Below are 24849 nucleotides of genomic sequence, written 5' to 3' on the forward strand. Positions count from 1 at the left end.
TGAGCGGCGATTCATTGATCTACAACAGTGGATTGTTCAAAGTTTGGCCTTTCATCTCGTGCAAAAAATGCGTAATATACGCCGCCTTGCAGTCACAGTATGGTCATTTCTTAACTCATGCGCATCGGACACCACCAGCTCAGAAATCGCCTGATCGCAGCACCTATGGCAGGTATTACCGACCGACCATTCAGGACGCTGTGCTACGAGATGGGAGCAGGATTAACCGTATCCGAGATGATGTCGTCTAACCCGCAAGTGTGGGAAAGCGATAAGTCCCGCCTGCGGATGGTGCACATAGATGAACCAGGTATTCGTACCGTGCAAATTGCCGGAAGCGTGCCTGAAGAGATGGCAGATGCCGCGCGTATTAACGTGGAAAGTGGCGCCCAGATTATTGATATCAATATGGGTTGCCCGGCCAAAAAGGTGAATCGCAAGCTTGCAGGTTCAGCCCTTCTGCAATACCCCGACCAGGTGAAGTCAATCCTGGAGGCGGTTGTCAGCGCGGTGGACGTTCCTGTTACGCTGAAGATTCGCACGGGTTGGTCGCCGGATCACCGTAACTGTGTAGAGATTGCCCAACTGGCCGAAGACTGTGGCATTCAGGCCCTGACCATTCATGGACGCACTCGCGCCTGTTTGTTCAACGGTGAAGCTGAATACGACAGCATTCGGGCAGTTAAGCAGAAAGTTTCCATTCCGATTATCGCGAATGGCGACATAACTGACCCGCTTAAAGCCAGAGTTGTGCTCGACTATACGGGAGCTGATGCTCTGATGATAGGACGTGCCGCTCAGGGAAGACCCTGGATCTTTCGGGAAATCCAGCATTATCTGGACACTGGAGAGCTGCTTGCTCCACTGCCTCTGGCAGAGATTAAGCGCTTGCTTTGTTCGCATGTTCGGGAATTGCATGACTTTTACGGTCAGGCAAAAGGGTACCGAATTGCGCGTAAACACGTATCCTGGTATCTCCAGGAGCACGCTCCGAATGACCAGTTTCGGCGCACATTCAACGCCATAGAGGATGCCAGCGTACAGCTGGAGGCGTTGGAGGCATACTTCGAAAATCTTGCGTAATGAAATAAAGAGCTGACAGAACTATGTTCGAACAACGCGTAAATTCTGACGTACTGACCGTTTCCACCGTTAACTCTCAGGATCAGGTAACTCAAAAGCCCCTGCGTGACTCGGTTAAACAGGCACTGAAGAACTATTTTGCTCAACTGAACGGTCAGGATGTTAATGACCTGTATGAGCTGGTATTGGCTGAAGTTGAACAGCCACTGTTGGACATGGTGATGCAATACACCCGCGGTAACCAAACCCGCGCTGCGCTGATGATGGGTATCAACCGTGGTACTCTGCGTAAGAAACTGAAAAAATACGGCATGAACTGATACTAGTCAGTTAAATGCTTGTTTAAAAAGGCGCTCTTCGGCATGGGGAAGCGCCTTTTTTATTGCCGCTCACATTTAGCGTCAATGCTTTGTAAACCTTCACATTTCCCACTTTTCAACATCTACTTTTCGTGTATATTTCCACCACCTTAACGGCCTCTCTTTTCCCGGAATGTCACAATGATTCGTAAATACTGGTGGCTGGTTGTCTTTGCTGTCTCCGTTTTCATTTTCGATGCGCTACTGATGCAGTGGATTGAACTGATGAGCACCGAAACCGATAAGTGCCGCAATATGAATTCTGTGAACCCGTTAAAGCTCGTGAATTGTTCCGATCTCGATTAAGCGTCAGACACTGCACACCCTGCTATCACTCAATAATTGAAGGGATTTAAATCCCTTTGAGTCATTACCTGACGGTGATAATGTCTCAGCCCTTCTAAACCTCTCTTGCTAAACTTCTCACAACGAGCTGAAAAGACCATGCTGGTTAGCCAATACAACCAAATCCTCGTAGTCACCTCCTTTGTTGTCGCCATCCTTGCTGCCTTTACCGCGTTGAATATGGCTGCACGTGTCGCCGGAAGCCAGGGAGTAGCTGCTCGCATCTGGTTAGCGGGCGGTGGTATCGCAATGGGTATCGGCGTGTGGGCGATGCATTTCATCGGGATGCTGGCCATGGATCTCTCCATGAGCATGAGTTACAACGCGGCGCTTACAGTGCTATCGATGGTGATTGCCATTGGCTCATCGATGTTTGCGTTGTGGCTTGTCAGCTGCGAGCAACTGCGTTTACGCCGCCTGCTGCCCGGCGCGTTAGTGATGGGGAGCGGTATTGTCGCCATGCACTACACCGGCATGGCAGCGCTTGAGGTTATGCCGGGCATTGTCTGGGATAAAGGTTGGGTGGCCATTTCTGTCGTCATCGCCCTCGTCGCGTCACTCGCCGCATTGTGGCTAACGTTCCGTTTACGTCACGAAGCCGCACAGGTGGCGCTGATGCGCCTGGGAGCGGCTATCACCATGGGGATAGCCATCGCCGGGATGCACTATGCTGGGATGAAAGCCGCACAGTTTCCAATGTCGACAATGGTGCATCACGACGGCATTAACGGCAGCTGGCTGGCGGTACTGGTCAGTGTCGTGGCGCTCTCAATTCTTGGGATCAGCCTGCTGGTATCGATGCTGGATGCCCGCCTCCAGGCGCGTACGTCTTTGCTGGCCTCTTCTCTGGCAGAAGCTAACCGCGAGCTGGCACAACTGGCGCTACACGATACGCTGACGCGCCTGCCCAATCGTATTCTGCTGGAAGACCGACTTGATCAAGCCATCAGCAAAGCTGACCGTGAAGGCTCCCACTTTGCGCTGATGTTTATGGATCTCGACGGCTTTAAAGCCATCAATGATGCCTACGGCCACGATGTGGGCGATAGGCTGCTGGTCGCCGTCACGAAACGCATGCTACTGCCACTGAAAGGCCAGTACACTCTTGCCCGTATCGGTGGAGATGAGTTTGTACTGTTGGCCGAAACGGAAGGGCCAGATGATGCCGCCTCACTGGCAAGCGCGCTGGTTCGCGCGATTGATAGCCCCTTCCTCCTGGAACCCTGCGAGCTGGTCGTGACCCTCAGCATCGGCATTGCACTCTACCCGCACGACGGTCATAACGATCGTGAGCTCATGTTTAACGCTGATGCGGCGATGTACCACACCAAACATATGGGACGAAATGGCTATCACTTCTTCCAGCCATCAATGAACACCATGGCGCAAACGCATCTCCAGCTCATGAATGACCTGTGGCTGGCTATCGACCGCGATGAGTTACGTCTGCTTTATCAACCTAAATTCCACGCTCCGGCAGGGCCAGTCCTCGGATTTGAAGCCCTGCTGCGCTGGCAACACCCGAAACAGGGCCTGCTGACACCGGACATGTTCCTGTCGCTGGCCGAAAAAACGGGACTAATTATTCCTATCGGTAACTGGGTGATTAACGAAGCCTGCCGCCAGTTGCGGGAATGGCATATCCAGGGACACCAGAGCTGGTCGATGGCGGTGAACCTGTCAACGCTTCAGTTCGAGCAGCCTTCACTGGTTAAAACCGTGCTCGACTGCCTGGCGCGCCACAATGTGCCACCTGAAATGTTGATTCTGGAAGTGACCGAAACCACGGCAATGAGTAACCCGGATGAAAGTGTACGTGTGCTCACCGAGTTAACCAATGCAGGTGTAAAAGCCTCCATTGACGACTTTGGTACAGGCTACTCAAGCTTGCTTTACCTTAAACGTTTACCGGCCTGTGAGCTGAAGATAGACCGGGCATTTGTGAAAGAGCTGAGCGGGGAGAGTGATGATGCAACAATTGTCTCGGCTATCGTTGCACTGGCCAAAACGCTTAACCTGAAAGTGGTTGCCGAAGGTGTTGAAACACAGGCACAGCAGGAATTTTTAACAGAACTGGGCTGCAACACGCTTCAGGGTTACCTGTTAGGTAAACCTGTTACGGCACAGGCCGTTGAAGCCCTGTGCCAGGACGGGGAGTTGCTTCCCACCAGAGTGTCATAACGCTACGCCATAAACCGCTGGCGACACGCGCGTGCTATGCAGTGTCGCCAGGATATTATCGACCAGAGCAGGAGCCTGTTGATAGAGATTAAAGCTGTCTCTGTTCATTAACCAATTCTTAATCAATCCGCTAAAGAAACCGTGGAAAACAATCAGCGTGAGATCAATATTCACGCTGGGTGAAATCGCATTTTTTAAAACACACAGCTCCAGCGTTTTACGCAGGCAATCGTCATTTATGCCAATACGCTTACGAATTTCACACTCTGAAATAACTTCGTTACTAAACTCACATTTATGATAAAGAATTTGTAATAGCGCATACTGCCGGGGTTCATGGGCGATATATTGTAATGTGGTAATAAATTGCTCACGAAGCATTAACAACGGGTCGTCATCCTCTGAAAGCGAGAGCTTATCCCTGATTATTTCCCGCAGCGGTAATTGCTGTTCCCAGATAGCATTAAATATTTCTGATTTACTGGAAAAATGCCAGTACACCGCCCCACGAGTCACCCGCGCAGCATCGGCAATATCCGTCAGGGTCGTGTTCGCCACACCGCGCGTAGCGAACTGCCCGATAGCCGCTTCGATCAGCTGTTGCCGTGTCTTTTGTGCATCTTTTTTGGTTTTACGCGCCATAGGCAGTAACTCATTACTCGCAGGGTTGATACGCAATCCGCAGCCAATAAGCGGGCTCAGAAAAACAGAAGTATTCACCAGAACGGGAATTCATTTTGTACAAAAAAAGTCACTTCATTTAATTCATAGATTTGGCAAATGATTCAATTGCGCCATATTCATTAAACACATTAATAATGTGAATGGACAACGGATAAAATAAATAAACCGATCGCCATGATACCTCTAATACAGAGTGTAAAATTCTGATTATGGTGTTCCCATCTCTTCCTCAGCACTTATAAATTAAAAAACATTAAATACCCTCATTATTATACGCAGCTACATTTTTTGTTTTTATGCCCCCTCAACCCTCTCACCGATTTTCGGCAAACATCGGTTATGGGTATTTAAAGGAACAGTAATGACACTTCATTTCAGGCTCTTACCCTTATCCGGTTTAATTGTTTGCGCCGCCCTGCTCGCGGGCTGCGATGGGCAGGATGACCAACAACAGCATCCGCAATCGCCGCAGGTTAGCGTGTATACCGTAAAAAGCGCGCCACTGGCCGTAACCACTGAGCTACCGGGCAGAACCGATGCTTTCCGCGTTGCAGAAGTGCGGCCACAGGTGAGCGGGATCATACTGCGCCGTAACTTTACGGAAGGAAGCGATGTCAAAGCCGGGGACTCCCTTTATCAGATAGATCCCGCAACCTACAAGGCAGCATACGACAACGCAAAAGGTGAGCTGGCTAAGGCCCAGGCAGCGGCAAATATTGCCCATCTGACAGTCAAACGTTATGTCCCACTGGTGGGCACACAATATGTCAGTAAGCAGGAGTACGATCAGGCCGTAGCAACGGCTCAGCAGGCTGATGCCAGCGTGGTCGCAGCGCAGGCAGGGGTAGAGAGCGCCCGTATCAATCTGGCGTATACCAAAGTGACATCCCCCATTGAGGGCAGGATCGGTAAATCCAGCGTTACCGAAGGGGCGCTGGTCACCAATGGACAGGCCACTGCTCTGGCAACCGTCCAGCAGCTTGATCCCATTTATGTCGACGTGACCCAACCCAGCAGTGATTTTATGCGTCTGAAGCAGTCCAGCCTGCAAAAAGGAGATGGCAGCAGTGCCGTCGAGTTACTGATGGAAAATGGTCAGCCTTATCCCCTGAAAGGCACGCTGCAATTCTCCGATGTGACGGTAGATGAAAGCACCGGCTCAATTACGCTTCGCGCTATTTTCCCGAACCCTAAACACCTGCTATTGCCGGGCATGTTTGTGCGTGCACGCATTGATGAAGGCATACAGCCAGACGCAATTCTGGTGCCTCAGCAGGGGGTCACTCGCACCCCACGTGGCGATGCAACCGTGCTGGTTGTTAATGACAAAAATCAGGTGGAATCGCGCACGGTTGTTGCGCCACAGGCCATTGGCGATCGCTGGCTGATTACCGAAGGGTTAAAGAACGGTGACCGCGTGATCGTCAGCGGTTTACAGAAAGCCCGTCCTGGCACCACCGTGGTGGCTACACCCGATACCACTGCCAATACAGCCAGTTAAGGGAAGAGAACATGGCTAATTTCTTTATCCAGAGGCCTGTTTTTGCCTGGGTGCTCGCCATCATTCTGATGATTGCCGGTGGGCTTGCCATCTTAAAACTGCCCATTGCACAGTATCCTACCATTGCGCCACCTGCGGTGGCGGTCACGGCAACTTACCCTGGTGCTGACGCCCAGACGGTACAGGACACCGTTACACAGGTTATCGAACAGAACATGAACGGTATCGATAACCTGATGTATATGTCCTCCACCAGCGACTCTGCCGGTAGCGTGACGATCACCCTGACCTTCCAGTCAGGTACAGACCCGGACATCGCCCAGGTACAGGTGCAAAATAAACTCCAGCTCGCCATGCCATTGTTGCCGCAGGAAGTGCAGCAACAGGGTATTGGCGTAGAGAAATCCAGTAGCAGCTTCCTGTTGGTCGCGGGCTTTGTTTCGGACAATAAGAGCCTCACCCAGGATGACATCTCTGACTACGTTGCATCGAATGTGAAAGATGCCATTAGCCGTACATCCGGCGTTGGCGATGTTCAGCTGTTTGGTGCCCAGTACGCCATGCGCATCTGGCTAGACAGTAATGCGATGAATAAATACCAGCTCACACCGCTGGATGTTATCAACCAGTTGAAAACCCAGAACAACCAGATTGCTGCTGGCCAACTGGGTGGAACGCCGTCCATACCGGGGCAGCAGTTAAACGCATCCATCATTGCGCAGACCCGTCTCAAAACGCCGGAAGAGTTTGGCCGCGTAACGCTGAAGGTGAACCCGGATGGCTCAATGGTGCATCTGAAAGACGTTGCCCGTATTGAGCTGGGCGGTGAAAACTACAACATGGTGACGAAGATCAACGGCCAGGCAGCAACCGGCCTGGGGATTAAGCTTGCCACCGGTGCCAACGCGCTGGATACCGCTGCGGCGATCAAAACCAGGCTTTCGCAGTTGCAGCCTTTCTTCCCGCAAGGGCTGAAAGTGGTTTATCCGTACGACACCACCCCGTTCGTGAAAATTTCTATTCATGAAGTGGTGAAGACGCTGTTTGAGGCGATCATACTCGTCTTCCTGGTCATGTATCTGTTCCTGCAAAACCTGCGAGCAACCCTGATCCCTACCATCGCGGTTCCGGTGGTATTGCTGGGGACATTCGCAATACTGGCCGCATTTGGCTTCTCTATAAACACGCTAACGATGTTCGGTATGGTGCTGGCCATAGGCCTGCTGGTTGATGATGCCATCGTGGTAGTGGAGAACGTCGAACGCGTAATGGTCGAAGACAAACTGCCGCCCAAAGAGGCTACGCAGAAGTCGATGGAACAAATTCAGGGCGCACTGGTAGGTATTGCCATGGTGCTCTCTGCGGTGTTCATCCCGATGGCCTTTTTTGGCGGATCGACGGGGGCCATTTACCGACAGTTTTCACTCACCATTGTCTCTGCGATGGCGCTGTCCGTACTGGTGGCGTTGATTTTAACGCCCGCACTCTGTGCAACGCTGCTCAAACCGGCCAGCGAGCACCACGAAAAACGAGGCGGATTCTTCGGCTGGTTTAATGCCCTTTTTGAGAAAAGTGTGGAGCATTACACCAACAGCGTCAGCGGTATTTTGCGCAAGACCGGTCGTTACCTGCTGATTTATGTCCTTATCGTCGGCGGCATGGCGGTTCTTTTTCTGCGCCTGCCAACCTCCTTCCTGCCAGAAGAGGATCAGGGGGTGTTTATGACAATGGTTCAGCTGCCAGCAGGTGCAACGCAGATGCGTACCCAGCAGGTCCTTGACCAGGTTCAGAACTATTACCTGAACCAGGAAAAAGCCAATGTGGAATCGGTGTTTACCGTTAACGGGTTTAGCTTCAGCGGTCAGGGGCAAAACTCGGGCCTGGTTTTCATAAGCCTGAAACCCTGGGAAGACCGCCCGGGGAGTGAAAACAACGTTGAGTCCATTGTTGGCCGCGCTACTAAAGCGTTCAGCCAGATAAAAGATGGCCTGGTATTTCCGTTTAACTTGCCTGCCATTCTGGAGTTAGGCACGGCTACGGGCTTCGATTTTGAGCTGATTGACCAGGCGAACCTCGGACATACTCAGCTGACCCAGGCGCGTAATGAGCTGCTCGGTATGGTGAAAGAGCATCCTGACCTGCTGGTGCGCGTGCGTCCTAACGGGCTTGAAGATACGCCGCAGTTCAAGCTGGATGTGGATCAGGAAAAAGCACAGGCATTGGGTATAAGCCTCTCAGATGTTAACCAGACCATTTCGACAGCGCTTGGCGGAACCTATGTGAATGACTTTATTGATCATGGTCGTGTGAAAAAGGTGTATGTCCAGGCGGATGCCCGTTTCCGAATGCTACCGGGCGATATCAACAATCTTTACGTGCGCAGTGCGAACGGCGAGATGGTCCCTTTTTCATCGTTTAGCAGCTCTCACTGGGTTTACGGTTCACCACGCCTGGAGCGATACAACGGGATGCCATCAATGGAGATCCTCGGAGAATCTGCACCGGGTAAAAGTACCGGTGAGGCAATGGCAATGATGGAAAGCCTGGCCGCAAAACTGCCAGCGGGTATCGGCTACGACTGGACGGGGATGTCCTTCCAGGAGCGTCTGTCAGGTAACCAGGCGCCAGCACTGTATGCCATCTCCTTGATCGTGGTTTTCTTATGCCTCGCCGCATTGTATGAAAGCTGGTCTATACCGTTCTCGGTCATGCTGGTTGTGCCACTGGGGGTCATCGGCGCGCTTCTCGCAGCGTCACTTCGCGGTTTGAACAATGACGTTTATTTCCAGGTCGGCCTGCTCACGACAATAGGGTTATCGGCCAAAAATGCCATTCTGATTGTGGAGTTTGCAAAAGACCTGATGGAGAAAGAAGGCAAAGGTATTATTGAAGCAACGCTTGAAGCGTCAAGAATGCGTCTTCGCCCTATTCTGATGACGTCTCTGGCCTTTATTCTGGGTGTGATGCCGCTGGTGATGAGTAGCGGAGCCGGAAGCGGCGCTCAAAATGCCGTGGGGACAGGGGTAATGGGCGGCATGTTGTCAGCCACCCTTCTGGCCATCTTCTTCGTGCCGGTGTTCTTTGTGGTTGTCCGACGACGGTTCACCCGTCATAAAGAGTAACGCTTAACAAAAGGCACCCTGGGTGCCTTTTTATTTTTAACGTAAACAATGAATTGGCCAGCGAAACGTAACAACATTTAAAATGCGTCATTTGCATTAAGTAAAAATAAAACCGCCAGTAGATTCACACTTTCTCCATTAATTCATCCAGGTAAGTCTCTTTTCTCCATGATTTTTACAAACCACATAATTTGAGATTATTCCCCATGCAACCAGGGCTTATCACAATGGTAAAATATCCTCGATTCGTTAATTGCCCTCCTGGCTTTATAGCGAATTAAAAAGAATGCAGAGGTAACATCATGAAAAGATTCATTTCCGTTGCACTACTCGCTGCGCTGCTTGCTGGTTGCGCGCACGACTCTCCATGTGTACCGGTATACGACGATCAGGGGCGACTGGTTCATACCAATACCTGTATGAAAGGCACCACCCAGGATAACTGGGAAACAGCCGGTGCAATCGCTGGCGGTGCTGCCGCAGTAGCAGGTCTGACGCTGGGTATCGTTGCTTTGACGAAGTAATCGCTAAGGCATAAACGTACACTTGTGAAAGCGCGGCTCCGGCCGCGCTTTTGCTTTGAAATAGTGCAGTTTTTTCAGAGAAGTAAAATATTAGCCCTGGTTTCTTCCATCAGCTTATTTTAATCCACGACGTTAATCACATCTTTTTTGCGCATCGATTCAAATTTCATATTCAACAGTGATGATTTTCACAAATCAATTACATTAAATATCCTGCCAATATTCACGCCAGAAACTATCTATTGTTATATCCGATATGTAATCAAACTTTTGCTCTAATTTGTGGCGCAGGTTGTAATTTCGCACCATTTCGGGGCGCTCGATTTATTTAACCCTGTCTACACTCAGCATTATGCGTTCCGTTGTCCTTTATTTTCGCGAGCGCAAACCTGGCATTACGTTTGCTTTATAAACGTTGGCCAAAGCCACAGACAGGTCAAAGCGTTTTAAGACGCCTCTATAACGATAAATTTCGCCACACAGGATGCATTATGAAAAAGACGATGATAGCCAGCCTGGCCGCCGCGAGCGTGTTGTTTGCTGTAGCCAACCAGGCCCACGCGGGCACAACGCTTGATGCCGTTAAAAAGAAAGGTTTTGTACAGTGCGGTATCAGTGACGGGTTACCTGGCTTCTCTTATGCCGATGCCAACGGCAAATTTACCGGTATTGACGTTGATGTCTGCCGTGGCGTCGCCGCAGCCGTTTTCGGTGATGACAGCAAAGTAAAATATACCCCGCTGACGGCGAAAGAACGCTTCACCGCACTGCAATCTGGCGAAGTTGATATGCTCTCGCGTAATACCACATGGACCTCTTCTCGTGATGCCGGCATGGGGATGTCATTCACTGGCGTGACCTATTACGACGGTATCGGCTTCCTTACCCATAATAAAGCGGGCCTGAAAAGCGCCAAAGAGCTGGATGGGGCGACCGTATGTATTCAGGCCGGTACCGATACCGAGCTGAACGTCGCCGATTACTTTAAAGCGAACAATATGAAATATACGCCTGTGACGTTCGACCGCTCTGACGAATCTGCGAAAGCACTGGAATCTGGTCGTTGCGATACATTGGCTTCTGACCAGTCTCAGCTGTACGCCCTGCGTATCAAGCTAAGCAATCCTGCTGAGTGGATCGTATTACCTGAAGTGATCTCCAAAGAGCCTCTGGGACCGGTTGTTCGCCGTGGCGATGAAGACTGGTTCTCCATTGTTCGCTGGACGCTGTTTGCCATGCTGAACGCCGAAGAGATGGGCATCAATTCGAAAAACGTTGATGAGAAAGCGGCGAACCCGACTAACCCGGATATGGCGCACCTGTTAGGTAAAGAAGGTGATTTCGGTAAAGACCTGAAGCTCGACAACAAGTGGGCTTACAACATTGTTAAGCAGGTTGGTAACTACTCCGAGATCTTCGAACGCAACGTAGGATCTGAAAGCCCGCTGAAGATCAAACGCGGCCAGAACAATCTCTGGAACAACGGCGGTATTCAGTACGCTCCGCCAGTACGTTAAGCATTTGCTGTAACGGGCACCGCGCTTGCGGTGCCCACTCCAGAGTCATGGTTACCGAGGTTTCTTTATGTCCCATCGCCGCTTAGCCGTAAAAGGATCGTTATCCTTTTCTCATCCCGCGGTTCGCGCCTGGCTTTTCCAGATTATAGCCATCGTCGTGGTTGTGGTTATCGCCGTTTATTTAATCCATAACACTGTTACTAACCTGAATAACCGCGGTATCACCTCCGGCTTTGCATTTCTGGATCGCAGTGCGGGTTTCGGCATTGTTCAGCATCTTATTGATTATCAGGAAGGAGATACCTACGGACGTGTGTTCGTGGTCGGCCTGCTGAATACGCTGTTGGTGTCAGCACTCTGTATTGTTTTTGCATCCATACTGGGGTTCTTTATCGGCCTGGCGCGGCTTTCTGAAAACTGGCTGCTGCGAAAACTGTCGACGATTTACATTGAGACTTTCCGTAATATCCCGCCACTGCTACAGATCTTCTTCTGGTATTTTGCCGTTCTGCGTAACCTCCCAGGCCCTCGCCAGGCAGTGGATGCCTTCGACCTGCTTTTTCTGAGTAATCGTGGGCTGTACATTCCTTCGCCTCTGGCAGGTGAAGGGCTTTACGCGTTTGTTGTTGCTATTGCTATCGCTATTGCCCTTTCTGTAGGGCTATTCCGCTATAACCGCAAACACCAGATTAAAACCGGTCAGCTTCGCAAAACCTGGCCCAGTGCTGCACTCCTTATCGTGGGTTTGCCACTGCTGGCACACTGGCTCGTTGGCTCTGCGCTGCACTGGGATATTCCACATTTGCGCGGTTTTAACTTCCAGGGAGGGATGGTCTTAATTCCTGAGCTGGCGGCGCTGACGCTGGCGCTATCCATTTATACATCGGCATTTATCGCGGAGATCATCCGTTCAGGGATCCAGGCCGTGCCTTATGGTCAGCACGAGGCCGCTCGCTCGCTGGGCCTGCCGAACACAGTGACGCTTCGCCAGGTCATTATTCCGCAAGCGTTGCGGGTCATCATTCCGCCACTGACCAGCCAGTATCTCAATATTGTCAAAAACTCGTCGCTGGCTGCCGCCATTGGCTATCCCGATATGGTGTCACTGTTTGCAGGAACCGTGCTCAACCAGACCGGACAAGCGATTGAAACTATTGCCATCACAATGTCTGTTTATCTGATTATCAGTCTGATTATCTCGTTGCTGATGAACCTTTATAACCGTCGCATCGCACTGGTTGAGCGTTAAGGAGCCATGATGACAAAAGCGATATTGTCTCACTCTTCGCGTCCAGCCAGAAAACCTGGCGGACGCTATATCAACTGGGCGCGCAAGAACCTGTTCTCCAGCTGGAGTAACGGCCTGCTGACCATTGTCTGTCTGTGGTTGATGTGGGAGTTGATCCCACCGTTACTGAACTGGGCGTTTTTGCAGGCTAACTGGGTAGGTTCTACCCGAGCTGACTGCACAAAAGCGGGCGCATGTTGGGTATTTATCCACGAACGTTTTGGCCAGTTTATGTACGGGCTGTACCCGCACGAACAACGCTGGAGAATTAACCTGGCTCTGGTCATCGGTTTGCTCTCCATCGCCGCAATGTTCTGGAAAAAACTGCCGCATCGTGGGCGTTACATTGCCTGCTGGGCGGTGGCCTATCCCATTATTGTCTGGGTGTTGCTGTACGGTGGTTTCCTGGGACTGGAACGTGTCGAAACCCGCCAATGGGGTGGCCTGACGCTAACGCTGATTATCGCCTCCGTGGGGATTGCCGGTGCGTTACCCTGGGGGATTTTACTGGCGCTTGGACGGCGCTCCAGAATGCCGGTCGTGCGTGTGCTTTCCGTTCTCTTCATCGAGTTCTGGCGCGGCGTGCCGTTGATTACCGTGCTGTTTATGTCATCGGTCATGCTTCCACTCTTTATGGCTGAAGGAACGACGATCGATAAGCTTATTCGCGCACTGGTAGGGGTGATTTTATTCCAGTCTGCTTACGTTGCCGAAGTCGTGCGCGGTGGTCTTCAGGCATTACCAAAAGGTCAGTACGAGGCTGCGGAATCACTGGCTCTCGGTTACTGGAAAACACAGGGGCTGGTGATACTGCCTCAGGCGCTTAAGCTGGTTATTCCAGGGCTGGTGAACACGATCATCGCACTCTTTAAAGATACCAGCCTTGTGATCATCATCGGCTTGTTTGATCTCTTTAGCAGTGTGCAGCAGGCCACTGTCGATCCTGTCTGGCTTGGTATGTCTACTGAGGGCTATGTCTTTGCCGCTCTGATTTACTGGATTTTCTGTTTTAGCATGTCGCGCTATAGCCAGCATCTGGAAAAGCGCTTTAACACCGGGCGTACACCGCACTGAGGAAATTATGAGCCAGATTACTATGACACCTGCCGACGCGATGATTACGCTGGAAAACGTCAATAAATGGTACGGACAGTTTCACGTTCTGAAAGATATCAACCTGAAGGTAAAACAGGGGGAGCGAATCGTTCTCTGTGGGCCTTCAGGATCGGGTAAATCAACAACCATTCGCTGCATTAACCACCTGGAGGAACATCAGCAGGGACGTATTGTGGTTGATGGCATCGAGCTGAATGAAGATATTCGTAATATCGAACGTGTGCGCCAGGAAGTGGGGATGGTGTTTCAGCACTTTAACCTTTTCCCGCACCTGACGGTTTTACAGAACTGCACACTGGCACCAATTTGGGTGCGAAAGATGCCGAAAAAGGAAGCGGAAGCACTGGCAATGCATTACCTGGAACGCGTGCGAATTGCTGAACATGCGAATAAGTTTCCGGGGCAGATATCAGGTGGACAGCAGCAACGAGTGGCCATCGCCCGTTCACTGTGCATGAAACCTAAAATTATGCTGTTTGATGAGCCAACATCCGCGCTCGATCCGGAAATGGTGAAGGAAGTTCTGGATACCATGATTGGTCTGGCGCAATCCGGGATGACCATGCTGTGCGTAACACATGAAATGGGGTTTGCCCGCACCGTGGCTGACAGGGTGATCTTTATGGATCGCGGTGAGATTGTGGAACAGGCTCCGCCAGATGAGTTCTTTGCTCATCCAAAGTCAGAGCGTACCCGTGCCTTCCTGTCGCAGGTGATTCACTAGTCGTTTGCTCTGCCCGGTGGCGCGTTGCCTACCGGGCCTATGGGCTATCCAGGTCGGTTAAGGCGAAGCCTCCACCCGACTTTTTCAGACAGCACAAAGCAAAAAACCCCGAACCTTACGGTACGGGGTTTTTCTTATTGGATATCTGCCCGTTGTATGCCGGGCGTCCTGCAGCCAGCCAGGAGAGCTATCACCGACAAATAACACCTAAAACAAAAGGCCCAGTCTTTCGACTGGGCCTTTTGTTTTAATTGATGTCTGGCAGTTCCCTACTCTCACATGGGGAGACCCCACACTACCATCGGCGCTACGGCGTTTCACTTCTGAGTTCGGCATGGGGTCAGGTGGGACCACCGCGCTAAAGCCGCCAGACAAATTCTTTTACTATGTGCCGAACTTCAACCTACGTATTAAGTGGTGCTGATACCCAGAGTCGAACTGGGGACCTCACCCTTACCAAGGGTGCGCTCTACCAACTGAGCCATATCAGCACGCTAAATTTGATGCCTGGCAGTTCCCTACTCTCACATGGGGAGACCCCACACTACCATCGGCGCTACGGCGTTTCACTTCTGAGTTCGGCATGGGGTCAGGTGGGACCACCGCGCTAAAGCCGCCAGGCAAATTCTGTTAAATCTGTATCAGGCTGAAAATATTCTGTCTCTCAACCGCCGAAACAGCTTCGGCGTTGTAAGGTTAAGCCTCACGGTTCATTAGTATCGGTTAGCTCAACGTATCGCTACGCTTACACACCCGACCTATCAACGTCGTAGTCTTCAACGTTCCTTCAGGACTCTCAAGGAGTCAGGGAGAACTCATCTCGGGGCAAGTTTCGTGCTTAGATGCTTTCAGCACTTATCTTTTCCGCATTTAGCTACCGGGCAATGCCATTGGCATGACAACCCGAACACCAGTGATGCGTCCACTCCGGTCCTCTCGTACTAGGAGCAGCCCCCCTCAATTCTCCAGCGCCCACGGCAGATAGGGACCGAACTGTCTCACGACGTTCTAAACCCAGCTCGCGTACCACTTTAAACGGCGAACAGCCGTACCCTTGGGACCTACTTCAGCCCCAGGATGTGATGAGCCGACATCGAGGTGCCAAACACCGCCGTCGATATGAACTCTTGGGCGGTATCAGCCTGTTATCCCCGGAGTACCTTTTATCCGTTGAGCGATGGCCCTTCCATTCAGAACCACCGGATCACTATGACCTGCTTTCGCACCTGCTCGAGCCGTCACTCTCGCAGTCAAGCTAGCTTATGCCATTGCACTAACCTCCTGATGTCCGACCAGGATTAGCTAACCTTCGTGCTCCTCCGTTACTCTTTGGGAGGAGACCGCCCCAGTCAAACTACCCACCAGACACTGTCCGCAACCCGGATTACGGGTCTACGTTAGAACACCAGCCATTAAAGGGTGGTATTTCAAGGTTGGCTCCACGCAGACTGGCGTCCACGCTTCAAAGCCTCCCACCTATCCTACACATCAAGGACCAGTGTTCAGTGTCAAGCTATAGTAAAGGTTCACGGGGTCTTTCCGTCTTGCCGCGGGTACACTGCATCTTCACAGCGAGTTCAATTTCACTGAGTCTCGGGTGGAGACAGCCTGGCCATCATTACGCCATTCGTGCAGGTCGGAACTTACCCGACAAGGAATTTCGCTACCTTAGGACCGTTATAGTTACGGCCGCCGTTTACCGGGGCTTCGATCAAGAGCTTCGCGTTGCCGCTAACCCCATCAATTAACCTTCCGGCACCGGGCAGGCGTCACACCGTATACGTCCACTTTCGTGTTTGCACAGTGCTGTGTTTTTAATAAACAGTTGCAGCCAGCTGGTATCTTCGACTGATTTCAGCTCCACCCGCAGGGGCTTCACCTACACATCAGCGTGCCTTCTCCCGAAGTTACGGCACCATTTTGCCTAGTTCCTTCACCCGAGTTCTCTCAAGCGCCTTGGTATTCTCTACCTGACCACCTGTGTCGGTTTGGGGTACGATTTGATGTTACCTGATGCTTAGAGGCTTTTCCTGGAAGCAGGGCATTTGTTACTTCAGTACCGTAGTACCTCGTCATCACACCTCAGCGTTAAAAAGAGTCCGGATTTACCTAAACTCTCCGCCTACATGCTTAAACCGGGACAACCGTCGCCCGGCTAACATAGCCTTCTCCGTCCCCCCTTCGCAGTAACACCAAGTACAGGAATATTAACCTGTTTCCCATCGACTACGCCTTTCGGCCTCGCCTTAGGGGTCGACTCACCCTGCCCCGATTAACGTTGGACAGGAACCCTTGGTCTTCCGGCGTGCGGGCTTTTCACCCGCATTATCGTTACTTATGTCAGCATTCGCACTTCTGATACCTCCAGCATCCCTCACAGGACACCTTCAACGGCTTACAGAACGCTCCCCTACCCAACAACGCATAAGCGTCGCTGCCGCAGCTTCGGTGCATGGTTTAGCCCCGTTACATCTTCCGCGCAGGCCGACTCGACCAGTGAGCTATTACGCTTTCTTTAAATGATGGCTGCTTCTAAGCCAACATCCTGGCTGTCTGTGCCTTCCCACATCGTTTCCCACTTAACCATGACTTTGGGACCTTAGCTGGCGGTCTGGGTTGTTTCCCTCTTCACGACGGACGTTAGCACCCGCCGTGTGTCTCCCGTGATAACATTCTTCGGTATTCGTAGTTTGCATCGGGTTGGTAAGCCGGGATGGCCCCCTAGCCGAAACAGTGCTCTACCCCCGAAGATGAGTTCACGAGGCGCTACCTAAATAGCTTTCGGGGAGAACCAGCTATCTCCCGGTTTGATTGGCCTTTCACCCCCAGCCACAAGTCATCCGCTAATTTTTCAACATTAGTCGGTTCGGTCCTCCAGTTAGTGTTACCCAACCTTCAACCTGCCCATGGCTAGATCACCGGGTTTCGGGTCTATACCCTGCAACTTAACGCCCAGTTAAGACTCGGTTTCCCTTCGGCTCCCCTATACGGTTAACCTTGCTACAGAATATAAGTCGCTGACCCATTATACAAAAGGTACGCAGTCACACCACGAAGGTGCTCCCACTGCTTGTACGTACACGGTTTCAGGTTCTTTTTCACTCCCCTCGCCGGGGTTCTTTTCGCCTTTCCCTCACGGTACTGGTTCACTATCGGTCAGTCAGGAGTATTTAGCCTTGGAGGATGGTCCCCCCATATTCAGACAGGATACCACGTGTCCCGCCCTACTCTTCGAGTTCACAACCTGTGTGCTTTCGTGTACGGGGCTATCACCCTGTATCGCCGGACTTTCCAGACCGTTCCACTAACACACAAGCTGATTCAGACTCTGGGCTGCTCCCCGTTCGCTCGCCGCTACTGGGGGAATCTCGGTTGATTTCTTTTCCTCGGGGTACTTAGATGTTTCAGTTCCCCCGGTTCGCTTCGTTAAGCTATGTATTCACTTAACGATAGTGTGTCGGAACACACTGGGTTTCCCCATTCGGAAATCGCCGGGTCAAAGGTTCATATCACCTCGCCGGCGCTTATCGCAGATTAGCACGTCCTTCATCGCCTCTGACTGCCAGGGCATCCACCGTGTACGCTTAGTCGCTTAACCTCACAACCCGAAGATGTTTCTTTCGATTCATCATCAAATTGCGAAAATTTGAGAGACTCGAACACACCACTTAAGGTGTGTCGTTTCAATTTTCAGCTTGATCCAGATTTTTAAAGAGCAAATATCTCAAACATGACTCGCTGAGTCAGTTTTGAGATACGGGGGTCGGCGACTTTCACTCACAAACCAGCAAGTGGCGTCCCCTAGGGGATTCGAACCCCTGTTACCGCCGTGAAAGGGCGGTGTCCTGGGCCTCTAGACGAAGGGGACACTGAAGTCTGCTTCGGCAAGACGCCTTGCTATTTACTTTTCATCAGACAATCTGTGTGAGCACTACAAAGGCAGGTTCTTTAAGGTAAGGAGGTGATCCAACCGCAGGTTCCCCTACGGTTACCTTGTTACGACTTCACCCCAGTCATGAATCACAAAGTGGTAAGCGCCCTCCCGAAGGTTAAGCTACCTACTTCTTTTGCAACCCACTCCCATGGTGTGACGGGCGGTGTGTACAAGGCCCGGGAACGTATTCACCGTAGCATTCTGATCTACGATTACTAGCGATTCCGACTTCATGGAGTCGAGTTGCAGACTCCAATCCGGACTACGACATACTTTATGAGGTCCGCTTGCTCTCGCGAGGTCGCTTCTCTTTGTATATGCCATTGTAGCACGTGTGTAGCCCTACTCGTAAGGGCCATGATGACTTGACGTCATCCCCACCTTCCTCCAGTTTATCACTGGCAGTCTCCTTTGAGTTCCCGGCCGAACCGCTGGCAACAAAGGATAAGGGTTGCGCTCGTTGCGGGACTTAACCCAACATTTCACAACACGAGCTGACGACAGCCATGCAGCACCTGTCTCAGAGTTCCCGAAGGCACCAATCCATCTCTGGAAAGTTCTCTGGATGTCAAGAGTAGGTAAGGTTCTTCGCGTTGCATCGAATTAAACCACATGCTCCACCGCTTGTGCGGGCCCCCGTCAATTCATTTGAGTTTTAACCTTGCGGCCGTACTCCCCAGGCGGTCGACTTAACGCGTTAGCTCCGGAAGCCACTCCTCAAGGGAACAACCTCCAAGTCGACATCGTTTACGGCGTGGACTACCAGGGTATCTAATCCTGTTTGCTCCCCACGCTTTCGCACCTGAGCGTCAGTCTTTGTCCAGGGGGCCGCCTTCGCCACCGGTATTCCTCCAGATCTCTACGCATTTCACCGCTACACCTGGAATTCTACCCCCCTCTACAAGACTCTAGCCTGCCAGTTTCGAATGCAGTTCCCAGGTTGAGCCCGGGGATTTCACATCCGACTTGACAGACCGCCTGCGTGCGCTTTACGCCCAGTAATTCCGATTAACGCTTGCACCCTCCGTATTACCGCGGCTGCTGGCACGGAGTTAGCCGGTGCTTCTTCTGCGAGTAACGTCAATCACCAAGGTTATTAACCTTAATGCCTTCCTCCTCGCTGAAAGTACTTTACAACCCGAAGGCCTTCTTCATACACGCGGCATGGCTGCATCAGGCTTGCGCCCATTGTGCAATATTCCCCACTGCTGCCTCCCGTAGGAGTCTGGACCGTGTCTCAGTTCCAGTGTGGCTGGTCATCCTCTCAGACCAGCTAGGGATCGTCGCCTAGGTGAGCCGTTACCCCACCTACTAGCTAATCCCATCTGGGCACATCTGATGGCAAGAGGCCCGAAGGTCCCCCTCTTTGGTCTTGCGACGTTATGCGGTATTAGCTACCGTTTCCAGTAGTTATCCCCCTCCATCAGGCAGTTTCCCAGACATTACTCACCCGTCCGCCGCTCGTCACCCAGGAGCAAGCTCCCTGTGTTACCGCTCGACTTGCATGTGTTAGGCCTGCCGCCAGCGTTCAATCTGAGCCATGATCAAACTCTTCAATTTAAGTTTGATGCTCGTGAATTAAACTTCGTAATGAATTACGTATGTTCACTCAGAGACTTGGTATTCATTTATCGTCTTGCGACGTTAAGAATCCATGTCACTTTGAGTGCCCACACAGATTGTCTGATAAATTGTTAAAGAGCAGTGCAACGTGGCTTTCAGCTCACCGTTGCGAGGTGGCGTATATTACGCTTTCCTCTTTCAGAGTCAACCCGTTATTTCAGGATTTTTTCTCTTCAACCGACCGCGTTGTTTGTGAAGTGATTCACATCCGCCGTGTCGATGGAGGCGCATTATAGGGATCCCAGTTTTTAGCACAAGCGTTTTTTAGATCTTTTTTTCTGACTGCTGCTTTTCCACTCTTTTCGCTGAAATCCCACCCGATTTGCTTAAATATTGACGCATTTTGGCCTTGCCTCGATCCATAAATGCGATCAAAGTCTTCTGTGTAGCGTTTATTAACAGAGGTAGATATGTCAGCTGTACTGCGTCCTTATAAAGATCTGTTCCCCCAGAAAGGCGATCGCGTGATGATCGATGCCAGCAGTGTTGTCATCGGCGATGTGCGAATGGCGGATGATGTCAGTATCTGGCCGCTCGTTGCGATCAGGGGAGACGTCAACTATGTTGCGATTGGTGCTCGCACCAATATTCAGGACGGCAGCGTTCTGCATGTAACCCACAAATCTTCGTATAACCCGCAAGGCAATCCTCTTATCGTCGGAGAAGAGGTTACCGTTGGCCATAAGGTGATGCTCCACGGCTGCACGATAGGCAACCGGGTTCTGGTCGGTATGGGTTCAATTCTGCTGGATGGTGTTGTTGTAGAAGATGATGTGATGATTGGCGCTGGCAGCCTGGTCCCGCAAAATAAACGGCTCGAAAGCGGTTATCTCTATTTAGGCAGCCCGGTAAAACAGATCCGCCCCTTAACAGAGGCGGAAATTGAAGGATTAAAATACTCTGCGAACAACTACGTAAAATGGAAGAATGACTATTTAGATCAGGATATCCAGACCCAGCCTTGATCATCTTCCTGCTGATCGCGGATTAAATCGCTGGCTTCCTCTTCAAGGTCCCAGCGATTTTCGCAAAATACGTCGATTGCCTGAGTGCCGCCAAAGCGTTCTAGCAACACATCCTTACTGATTGCGCAGGTTAACTGCATCCCATGTACCAGCACCGGGAAACAAACGGCTTGTTTTTCTTCGTCCCAGATTTCTCGGTCGGGAAAGTGAATGGCCTGATTCACGCGGACAGTTCCTGTTTCAGCTTCTCAATCACAGGCTCGACCGCAGGTAACACGCCATGCCAAAGCAACACGGCATGTGCAGCTTGCCCCACCAGCATTCCCAGACCGTCAGCCAGATGTTTCGCTCCATGCTGTTCGCACCAGTTAAGGAAAGGTGTTTTCCCATTCTGGTAGAACATGTCATAGAAAAAGAGATGCGCATTCACCAGCGAAGCAGGGATAGCCGGGACTTCTCCGCCAATACCGCTCGATGTTGCGTTAATCACCAGATCGAACTCATGCCCCGCCAAATCATCCAGCGCGACAGCACTCACGCTGCCTGTATGTGCAAACAATGCGGCTAACTCTTCTGCCCGGGAAAAAGTACGGTTAGTAATGGTAACGGAACAGTCCAGTGATAACAGAGGCAGCAACACGCCACGTGATGCGCCGCCTGCACCAATCAGCAATATCCGGAAGCCTGGCTTTATAAATGACAACCTTTCCAGATCGCTCAACAGCCCAATCCCGTCGGTGTTATCACCCAGCAGGCGTCCATCCTCAAGCCGTTTAAGCGTATTCACTGCGCCAGCAAGAGAAGCTCGCTCAGTAAGTTCATCCGCTCGCTCGAAAGCCTCTTCTTTAAAAGGGACGGTGACATTCGCCCCTTTACCACCCGCATCAAAAAAGGCATTCAGGGTCGCAACAAACGCATCAACTGGGGCCAGCACCCGGCCATAGGGATGGTCTATCTGCAATTGTTCAGCAAACTGCTGATGAATCAGCGGTGATTTACTGTGCGCAATCGGATTTCCAAAAACGGCATAAGTTTCCATCATATTACCCCTGGCGAAAACGTTCGCCGGTTAAAGCATCGCGGATTTCAGAGGGATTCAGGCGCCCGCCCGTTTCACCAACAGCCACCGGGAAATCATCCCCGAATTGCGCCAGCACTTCTTCAGAAGTCCGGCAAGGTGGCAACCCGGTCAGGTTAGCGCTGGTCGACACCAAAGGTTTACCGAACGCCAGACATAGCTCAACCACCAGCGGATGATCTGTTACGCGAACGGCGAGGGAATCAAAGCGCCCGGTTAGCCAGCGCGGCGTTGTCGGCTGCGCCGGGAAAACAAAGGTCACAGGGCCAGGCCAGGCGGAGAAGATTGTTTCCCGCTGCGCCGGCGTCAGCATGGAATCATCAATGTAAGGTTTGAGTTGCTCGTAATTTGCTGCAATCAGTATCAGCCCTTTCTCGACAGGCCGTTGTTTCAGCTCAAGCAGACGGCCCACAGCCATTTCGCTGTCAGGATCGCAACCGACCCCAAATACAGCCTCTGTTGGATAAGCGATGACTTCTTCTTTTTTCAGTACGTCCACCGCATACGCAATGGAGCCTGATGGCAGGTTATTATTCACTGGTTTGATCCGCCGCAACCGGCTTTCCACATTGTTTACTGGCGCAGAAACGTTTTATGCCTTGCGCAGTTTTCTTCTCTATTAGTAACGGGTAGTCGCAATGAGGGCAGACTCCCGCTACCGGTTTGAAATTGATAACGAACTGGCATTCAGGATAGCGATCGCAAGAATGGAAGGTCTTACCAAAACGAGAACGACGCTGAACCAACTGCCCATGCTGGCATTGTGGGCACGCGATTGCCGTTTCATCTGGTTTATCAATTTGTTCTGTATGTCCACATTCAGGATAGTGACTGCATCCGATAAACATGCCGAAGCGGCCTTGTCGCAAAGCTAACTCACCACCACAGACAGGGCATAACTGCCCCTCCAGAATCTTAACGATATGACCATCCGCCTGGCTTTTCAGGGGACGGACATAATCACATTCCGGATAGTGTGAACAACCGAGAAACGGACCGTGTTTCCCGGACCGAATGACAAGTTCAGCCCCGCACTGCGGGCAGGGCTCATTTTTATGCACCGTGAATAGTGCTGATTTGGCCATAACAACTCTTGGTGCTGCACATTTGAATCAGTGCAGCATACCTTCATTCACTTCAAAGAGTAATTCTTCCATTTGTTGATAGGCATTTTCACAGCCCGGGATATTAAACAGAACCATCAGAATCACCCACTTGAGGTCTTCCAGTTCGAATTCTGCTGTATCCAGCGCCATAACGCGCTCTATCACCATTTCTCGCGTTTCGAGGTTTAGCACCTGAATCTGCTCAAGGAATAAAATGAATCCCCGGCAGCTGGCATCCAGCCTTTCACACTCTTCAGCTGTATAGATGCGAACAGACAGCGGATCGGAAGCAAGCTGCATCGGTTCGGCAAGGCCTTCCTGATAATCAGCCAGCTTCTCTAACCACATCAACGCATTATAAATATCTTCCCGCTCGAATCCCGCATCGGTAAGATCCCGTGTCAATTTGTCCTGATCCACTCGCATTTCTGCTTCGTTATGGATGTAAGTCTCAAACAAATACATCAGTACGTCGAACATGGCTTGCCCTCCTTAATCGGACATAGCCGCCGGGTACAGCTGCGATCCACCCTGCTAACTCCAGTTCGAGTAGCTGTGCTACCGTTACTGGCACAGGTTGGCCGGCACGTTCAGCGACAACGTCAACAGGTGTTACCTCATCTCCTACGTTAGCCAGGAGCTTGGGAAATGGCAATGCCACCTCCTCCTGATCTGATGAATATTGTCGCTTTTCGGCTTCCCCCTGAAGCCAGTGCAGCCCGTATCGCAAATTTTCCAGAATGTCTTCTGTACTTGTGACAGGCGTTGCGCCCTGCTTTATCAGCCAGTGCGGTCCTTCGCATCCAGGATTCCCAACTGGCCCCGGCAACGCAAAAACCTCACGACCTTGCTCCAGCGCACATCTGGCGGTAACAAGCGAACCGCTACGTAAGGCCGCCTCAACTACAAACACCCCCAGGCTCAACCCGCTTATGATGCGGTTACGACGAGGAAAATTACCGGGCCAGGCAGATGTTGATAAGGAGAACTCAGAAATAACGGCCCCACCGCCCTCAATCAGTTGATCGGAAAGGGAAAGATGCCTGCGCGGATAAATACTGAAAAGGCCATTGCCTAACACCGCAACGCTGCTTCCTTTAGCCGCCAGTGCCGCTCGATGAGCAACACCATCAATCCCACAGGCCAGCCCGCTGGTTATCGTGAATCCACATTGCGCCAGCTGCTCGCACAGGAGCTTTCCCCAGCGCTGACCATACCAGGACGGCGAACGGCTCCCCACAACCCCCAGTTGAATACTATTGAGTACTTCAACATGCCCTTTAACGAATATGGCGCCAGGGTAATCCGGTATCATTCGAAGTAATGGTGGATATCGTGGGTCATTCGCGGACAGCAGAAAATGACCTGGCTGTTCGAGCCAAATCAGGCTCCGCTCAAGCTCAGCCTCACCGAGTGCAAAAAAGCGTTCAGCTTGCTTAACCGACAGCCCTGCATCTTTGATAGAAACATTATCAATATTCGTCTGGCGCAACAGGTATACGGCTGCTTCCAGCATCGTATCACCGCACAGTGTTGCCATGTTTATCAGTCGTAACCATATCTCTGTGGACGTCATCCTTTTCCCTGCCATAAGCAGCCTCCGCAATCATTGCGATTGGTCACTGATGCTGTCAATCGATGGGGGATTTGTCTAGAATAGAGGTAATATTCTTATCAACTCCTGAATACGACTCTGGAA

General features: G+C 51.4%; 19 protein-coding genes, 2 tRNA genes and 4 rRNA genes. 12 read left to right on the forward strand and 13 right to left on the reverse strand.

The annotated features are described in order from the left end of the window. Window positions 1-117: 117 nt before the first annotated feature. The 4 genes from dusB to HV107_RS07485 all read left to right on the forward strand — a co-directional run bounded on the left by dusB (window position 118) and on the right by HV107_RS07485 (window position 3968). Window positions 118-1083 (forward strand): tRNA dihydrouridine synthase DusB, encoded by a 966-nt coding sequence (gene dusB, locus HV107_RS07470; RefSeq protein ID WP_182062726.1) that lies wholly within the window; start codon window positions 118-120, stop codon window positions 1081-1083. A 23-nt stretch (window positions 1084-1106) separates the two neighbouring features. Next, window positions 1107-1403, forward strand: coding sequence for a DNA-binding transcriptional regulator Fis (gene fis / locus HV107_RS07475; RefSeq protein ID WP_000462905.1), 297 nt, complete (start codon window positions 1107-1109; stop codon window positions 1401-1403). 180 nt (window positions 1404-1583) lie between these two features. Beyond that, window positions 1584-1748 (forward strand): DUF2556 family protein, encoded by a 165-nt coding sequence (locus HV107_RS07480; protein WP_014072033.1) that lies wholly within the window; start codon window positions 1584-1586, stop codon window positions 1746-1748. Between the two features lie 138 nt (window positions 1749-1886). After that, a complete protein-coding gene (locus HV107_RS07485; protein WP_182062727.1) occupies window positions 1887-3968 on the forward strand; it encodes a bifunctional diguanylate cyclase/phosphodiesterase in 2082 nt (693 codons plus the stop codon). Here the strand turns inward: HV107_RS07485 and envR are convergent. Next, a complete protein-coding gene (gene envR / locus HV107_RS07490) occupies window positions 3963-4610 on the reverse strand; it encodes an acrEF/envCD operon transcriptional regulator (RefSeq protein ID WP_182063482.1) in 648 nt (215 codons plus the stop codon). The two genes, HV107_RS07485 and envR, sit on opposite strands and share 6 nt — an antisense overlap. A gap of 403 nt (window positions 4611-5013) precedes the next feature. Between envR and HV107_RS07495 the strand changes: the two genes are divergently transcribed. From HV107_RS07495 to HV107_RS07525, 7 genes are all read left to right on the forward strand, one after another. Next, entirely contained in the window at window positions 5014-6153 is a 1140-nt protein-coding gene (locus tag HV107_RS07495) for an efflux RND transporter periplasmic adaptor subunit (RefSeq protein ID WP_182062728.1), read from the forward strand. Window positions 6154-6164: 11 nt separating this feature from the next. Beyond that, window positions 6165-9275, forward strand: coding sequence for an efflux RND transporter permease subunit (locus tag HV107_RS07500; protein WP_182062729.1), 3111 nt, complete (start codon window positions 6165-6167; stop codon window positions 9273-9275). Between the two features lie 302 nt (window positions 9276-9577). Further along, on the forward strand, window positions 9578-9799 hold the full coding sequence (locus tag HV107_RS07505; protein ID WP_008502867.1) for a lipoprotein: 222 nt from the start codon (window positions 9578-9580) through the stop codon (window positions 9797-9799). Between the two features lie 491 nt (window positions 9800-10290). Next, entirely contained in the window at window positions 10291-11316 is a 1026-nt protein-coding gene (locus tag HV107_RS07510; protein ID WP_182062730.1) for an amino acid ABC transporter substrate-binding protein, read from the forward strand. Between the two features lie 67 nt (window positions 11317-11383). Continuing rightward, a complete protein-coding gene (locus HV107_RS07515) occupies window positions 11384-12565 on the forward strand; it encodes an amino acid ABC transporter permease (RefSeq protein WP_182062731.1) in 1182 nt (393 codons plus the stop codon). A gap of 9 nt (window positions 12566-12574) precedes the next feature. Next, entirely contained in the window at window positions 12575-13678 is a 1104-nt protein-coding gene (locus HV107_RS07520; protein WP_182062732.1) for an amino acid ABC transporter permease, read from the forward strand. A 7-nt stretch (window positions 13679-13685) separates the two neighbouring features. Continuing rightward, window positions 13686-14444 (forward strand): amino acid ABC transporter ATP-binding protein, encoded by a 759-nt coding sequence (locus HV107_RS07525; protein WP_014171880.1) that lies wholly within the window; start codon window positions 13686-13688, stop codon window positions 14442-14444. A 256-nt stretch (window positions 14445-14700) separates the two neighbouring features. Here the strand turns inward: HV107_RS07525 and rrf (HV107_RS07530) are convergent. The 6 genes from rrf (HV107_RS07530) to HV107_RS07555 form a co-directional block, all read right to left on the reverse strand. Then, window positions 14701-14816, reverse strand: a 5S ribosomal RNA gene (gene rrf / locus HV107_RS07530). Between the two features lie 43 nt (window positions 14817-14859). After that, window positions 14860-14935: transfer RNA gene (locus tag HV107_RS07535), tRNA-Thr, on the reverse strand. A gap of 14 nt (window positions 14936-14949) precedes the next feature. After that, window positions 14950-15065: ribosomal RNA gene (gene rrf / locus HV107_RS07540) — 5S ribosomal RNA — on the reverse strand. A 71-nt stretch (window positions 15066-15136) separates the two neighbouring features. After that, window positions 15137-18042: ribosomal RNA gene (locus HV107_RS07545) — 23S ribosomal RNA — on the reverse strand. A 194-nt stretch (window positions 18043-18236) separates the two neighbouring features. After that, window positions 18237-18312: transfer RNA gene (locus tag HV107_RS07550), tRNA-Glu, on the reverse strand. Between the two features lie 86 nt (window positions 18313-18398). Next, a 16S ribosomal RNA gene (locus HV107_RS07555) occupies window positions 18399-19938 on the reverse strand. The 16S, 23S and 5S rRNA genes sit together here with 2 tRNA genes alongside, the layout of an rRNA operon. Window positions 19939-20411: 473 nt before the next feature. Here HV107_RS07555 and HV107_RS07560 point away from each other — a divergent pair. Further along, window positions 20412-20966 carry a gamma carbonic anhydrase family protein gene (locus HV107_RS07560; protein WP_182062733.1) on the forward strand — a complete coding sequence of 185 codons (555 nt, stop codon included), beginning with the start codon at window positions 20412-20414 and terminating at the stop codon, window positions 20964-20966. On the opposite strand, the gene HV107_RS07565 is transcribed toward HV107_RS07560, so the two are convergent. The 6 genes from HV107_RS07565 to dprA are packed head-to-tail and all read right to left on the reverse strand — an operon-like array spanning window position 20942 to window position 24726. Then, complete coding sequence (locus HV107_RS07565) at window positions 20942-21190, reverse strand: DUF1488 domain-containing protein (RefSeq protein ID WP_182062735.1); 249 nt, start codon at window positions 21188-21190, stop codon at window positions 20942-20944. The two genes, HV107_RS07560 and HV107_RS07565, sit on opposite strands and share 25 nt — an antisense overlap. After that, entirely contained in the window at window positions 21187-22005 is an 819-nt protein-coding gene (gene aroE, locus HV107_RS07570) for a shikimate dehydrogenase (protein ID WP_182063483.1), read from the reverse strand. The genes HV107_RS07565 and aroE overlap by 4 nt, the downstream gene beginning before the upstream one ends. 4 nt (window positions 22006-22009) lie before the next feature. Continuing rightward, on the reverse strand, window positions 22010-22582 hold the full coding sequence (gene tsaC / locus HV107_RS07575; RefSeq protein ID WP_182062736.1) for an L-threonylcarbamoyladenylate synthase type 1 TsaC: 573 nt from the start codon (window positions 22580-22582) through the stop codon (window positions 22010-22012). Then, complete coding sequence (locus tag HV107_RS07580; RefSeq protein ID WP_182062738.1) at window positions 22575-23129, reverse strand: type I DNA topoisomerase; 555 nt, start codon at window positions 23127-23129, stop codon at window positions 22575-22577. Before HV107_RS07580 ends, tsaC begins: the two co-directional genes overlap by 8 nt. 27 nt (window positions 23130-23156) lie before the next feature. Further along, window positions 23157-23630: a DUF494 family protein Smg gene (smg, locus tag HV107_RS07585; protein WP_014072048.1), complete on the reverse strand. Its 474-nt coding sequence runs from the start codon at window positions 23628-23630 to the stop codon at window positions 23157-23159. Next, window positions 23602-24726, reverse strand: a complete 1125-nt coding sequence (gene dprA / locus HV107_RS07590) for a DNA-protecting protein DprA (RefSeq protein WP_182062739.1) — start codon at window positions 24724-24726, stop codon at window positions 23602-23604. The genes smg and dprA overlap by 29 nt, the downstream gene beginning before the upstream one ends. Window positions 24727-24849 lie beyond the last annotated feature (123 nt).

Origin of the sequence: Enterobacter sp. RHBSTW-00175, from assembly GCF_013927005.1 — a bacterium.
Lineage (GTDB): Bacteria > Pseudomonadota > Gammaproteobacteria > Enterobacterales > Enterobacteriaceae > Enterobacter.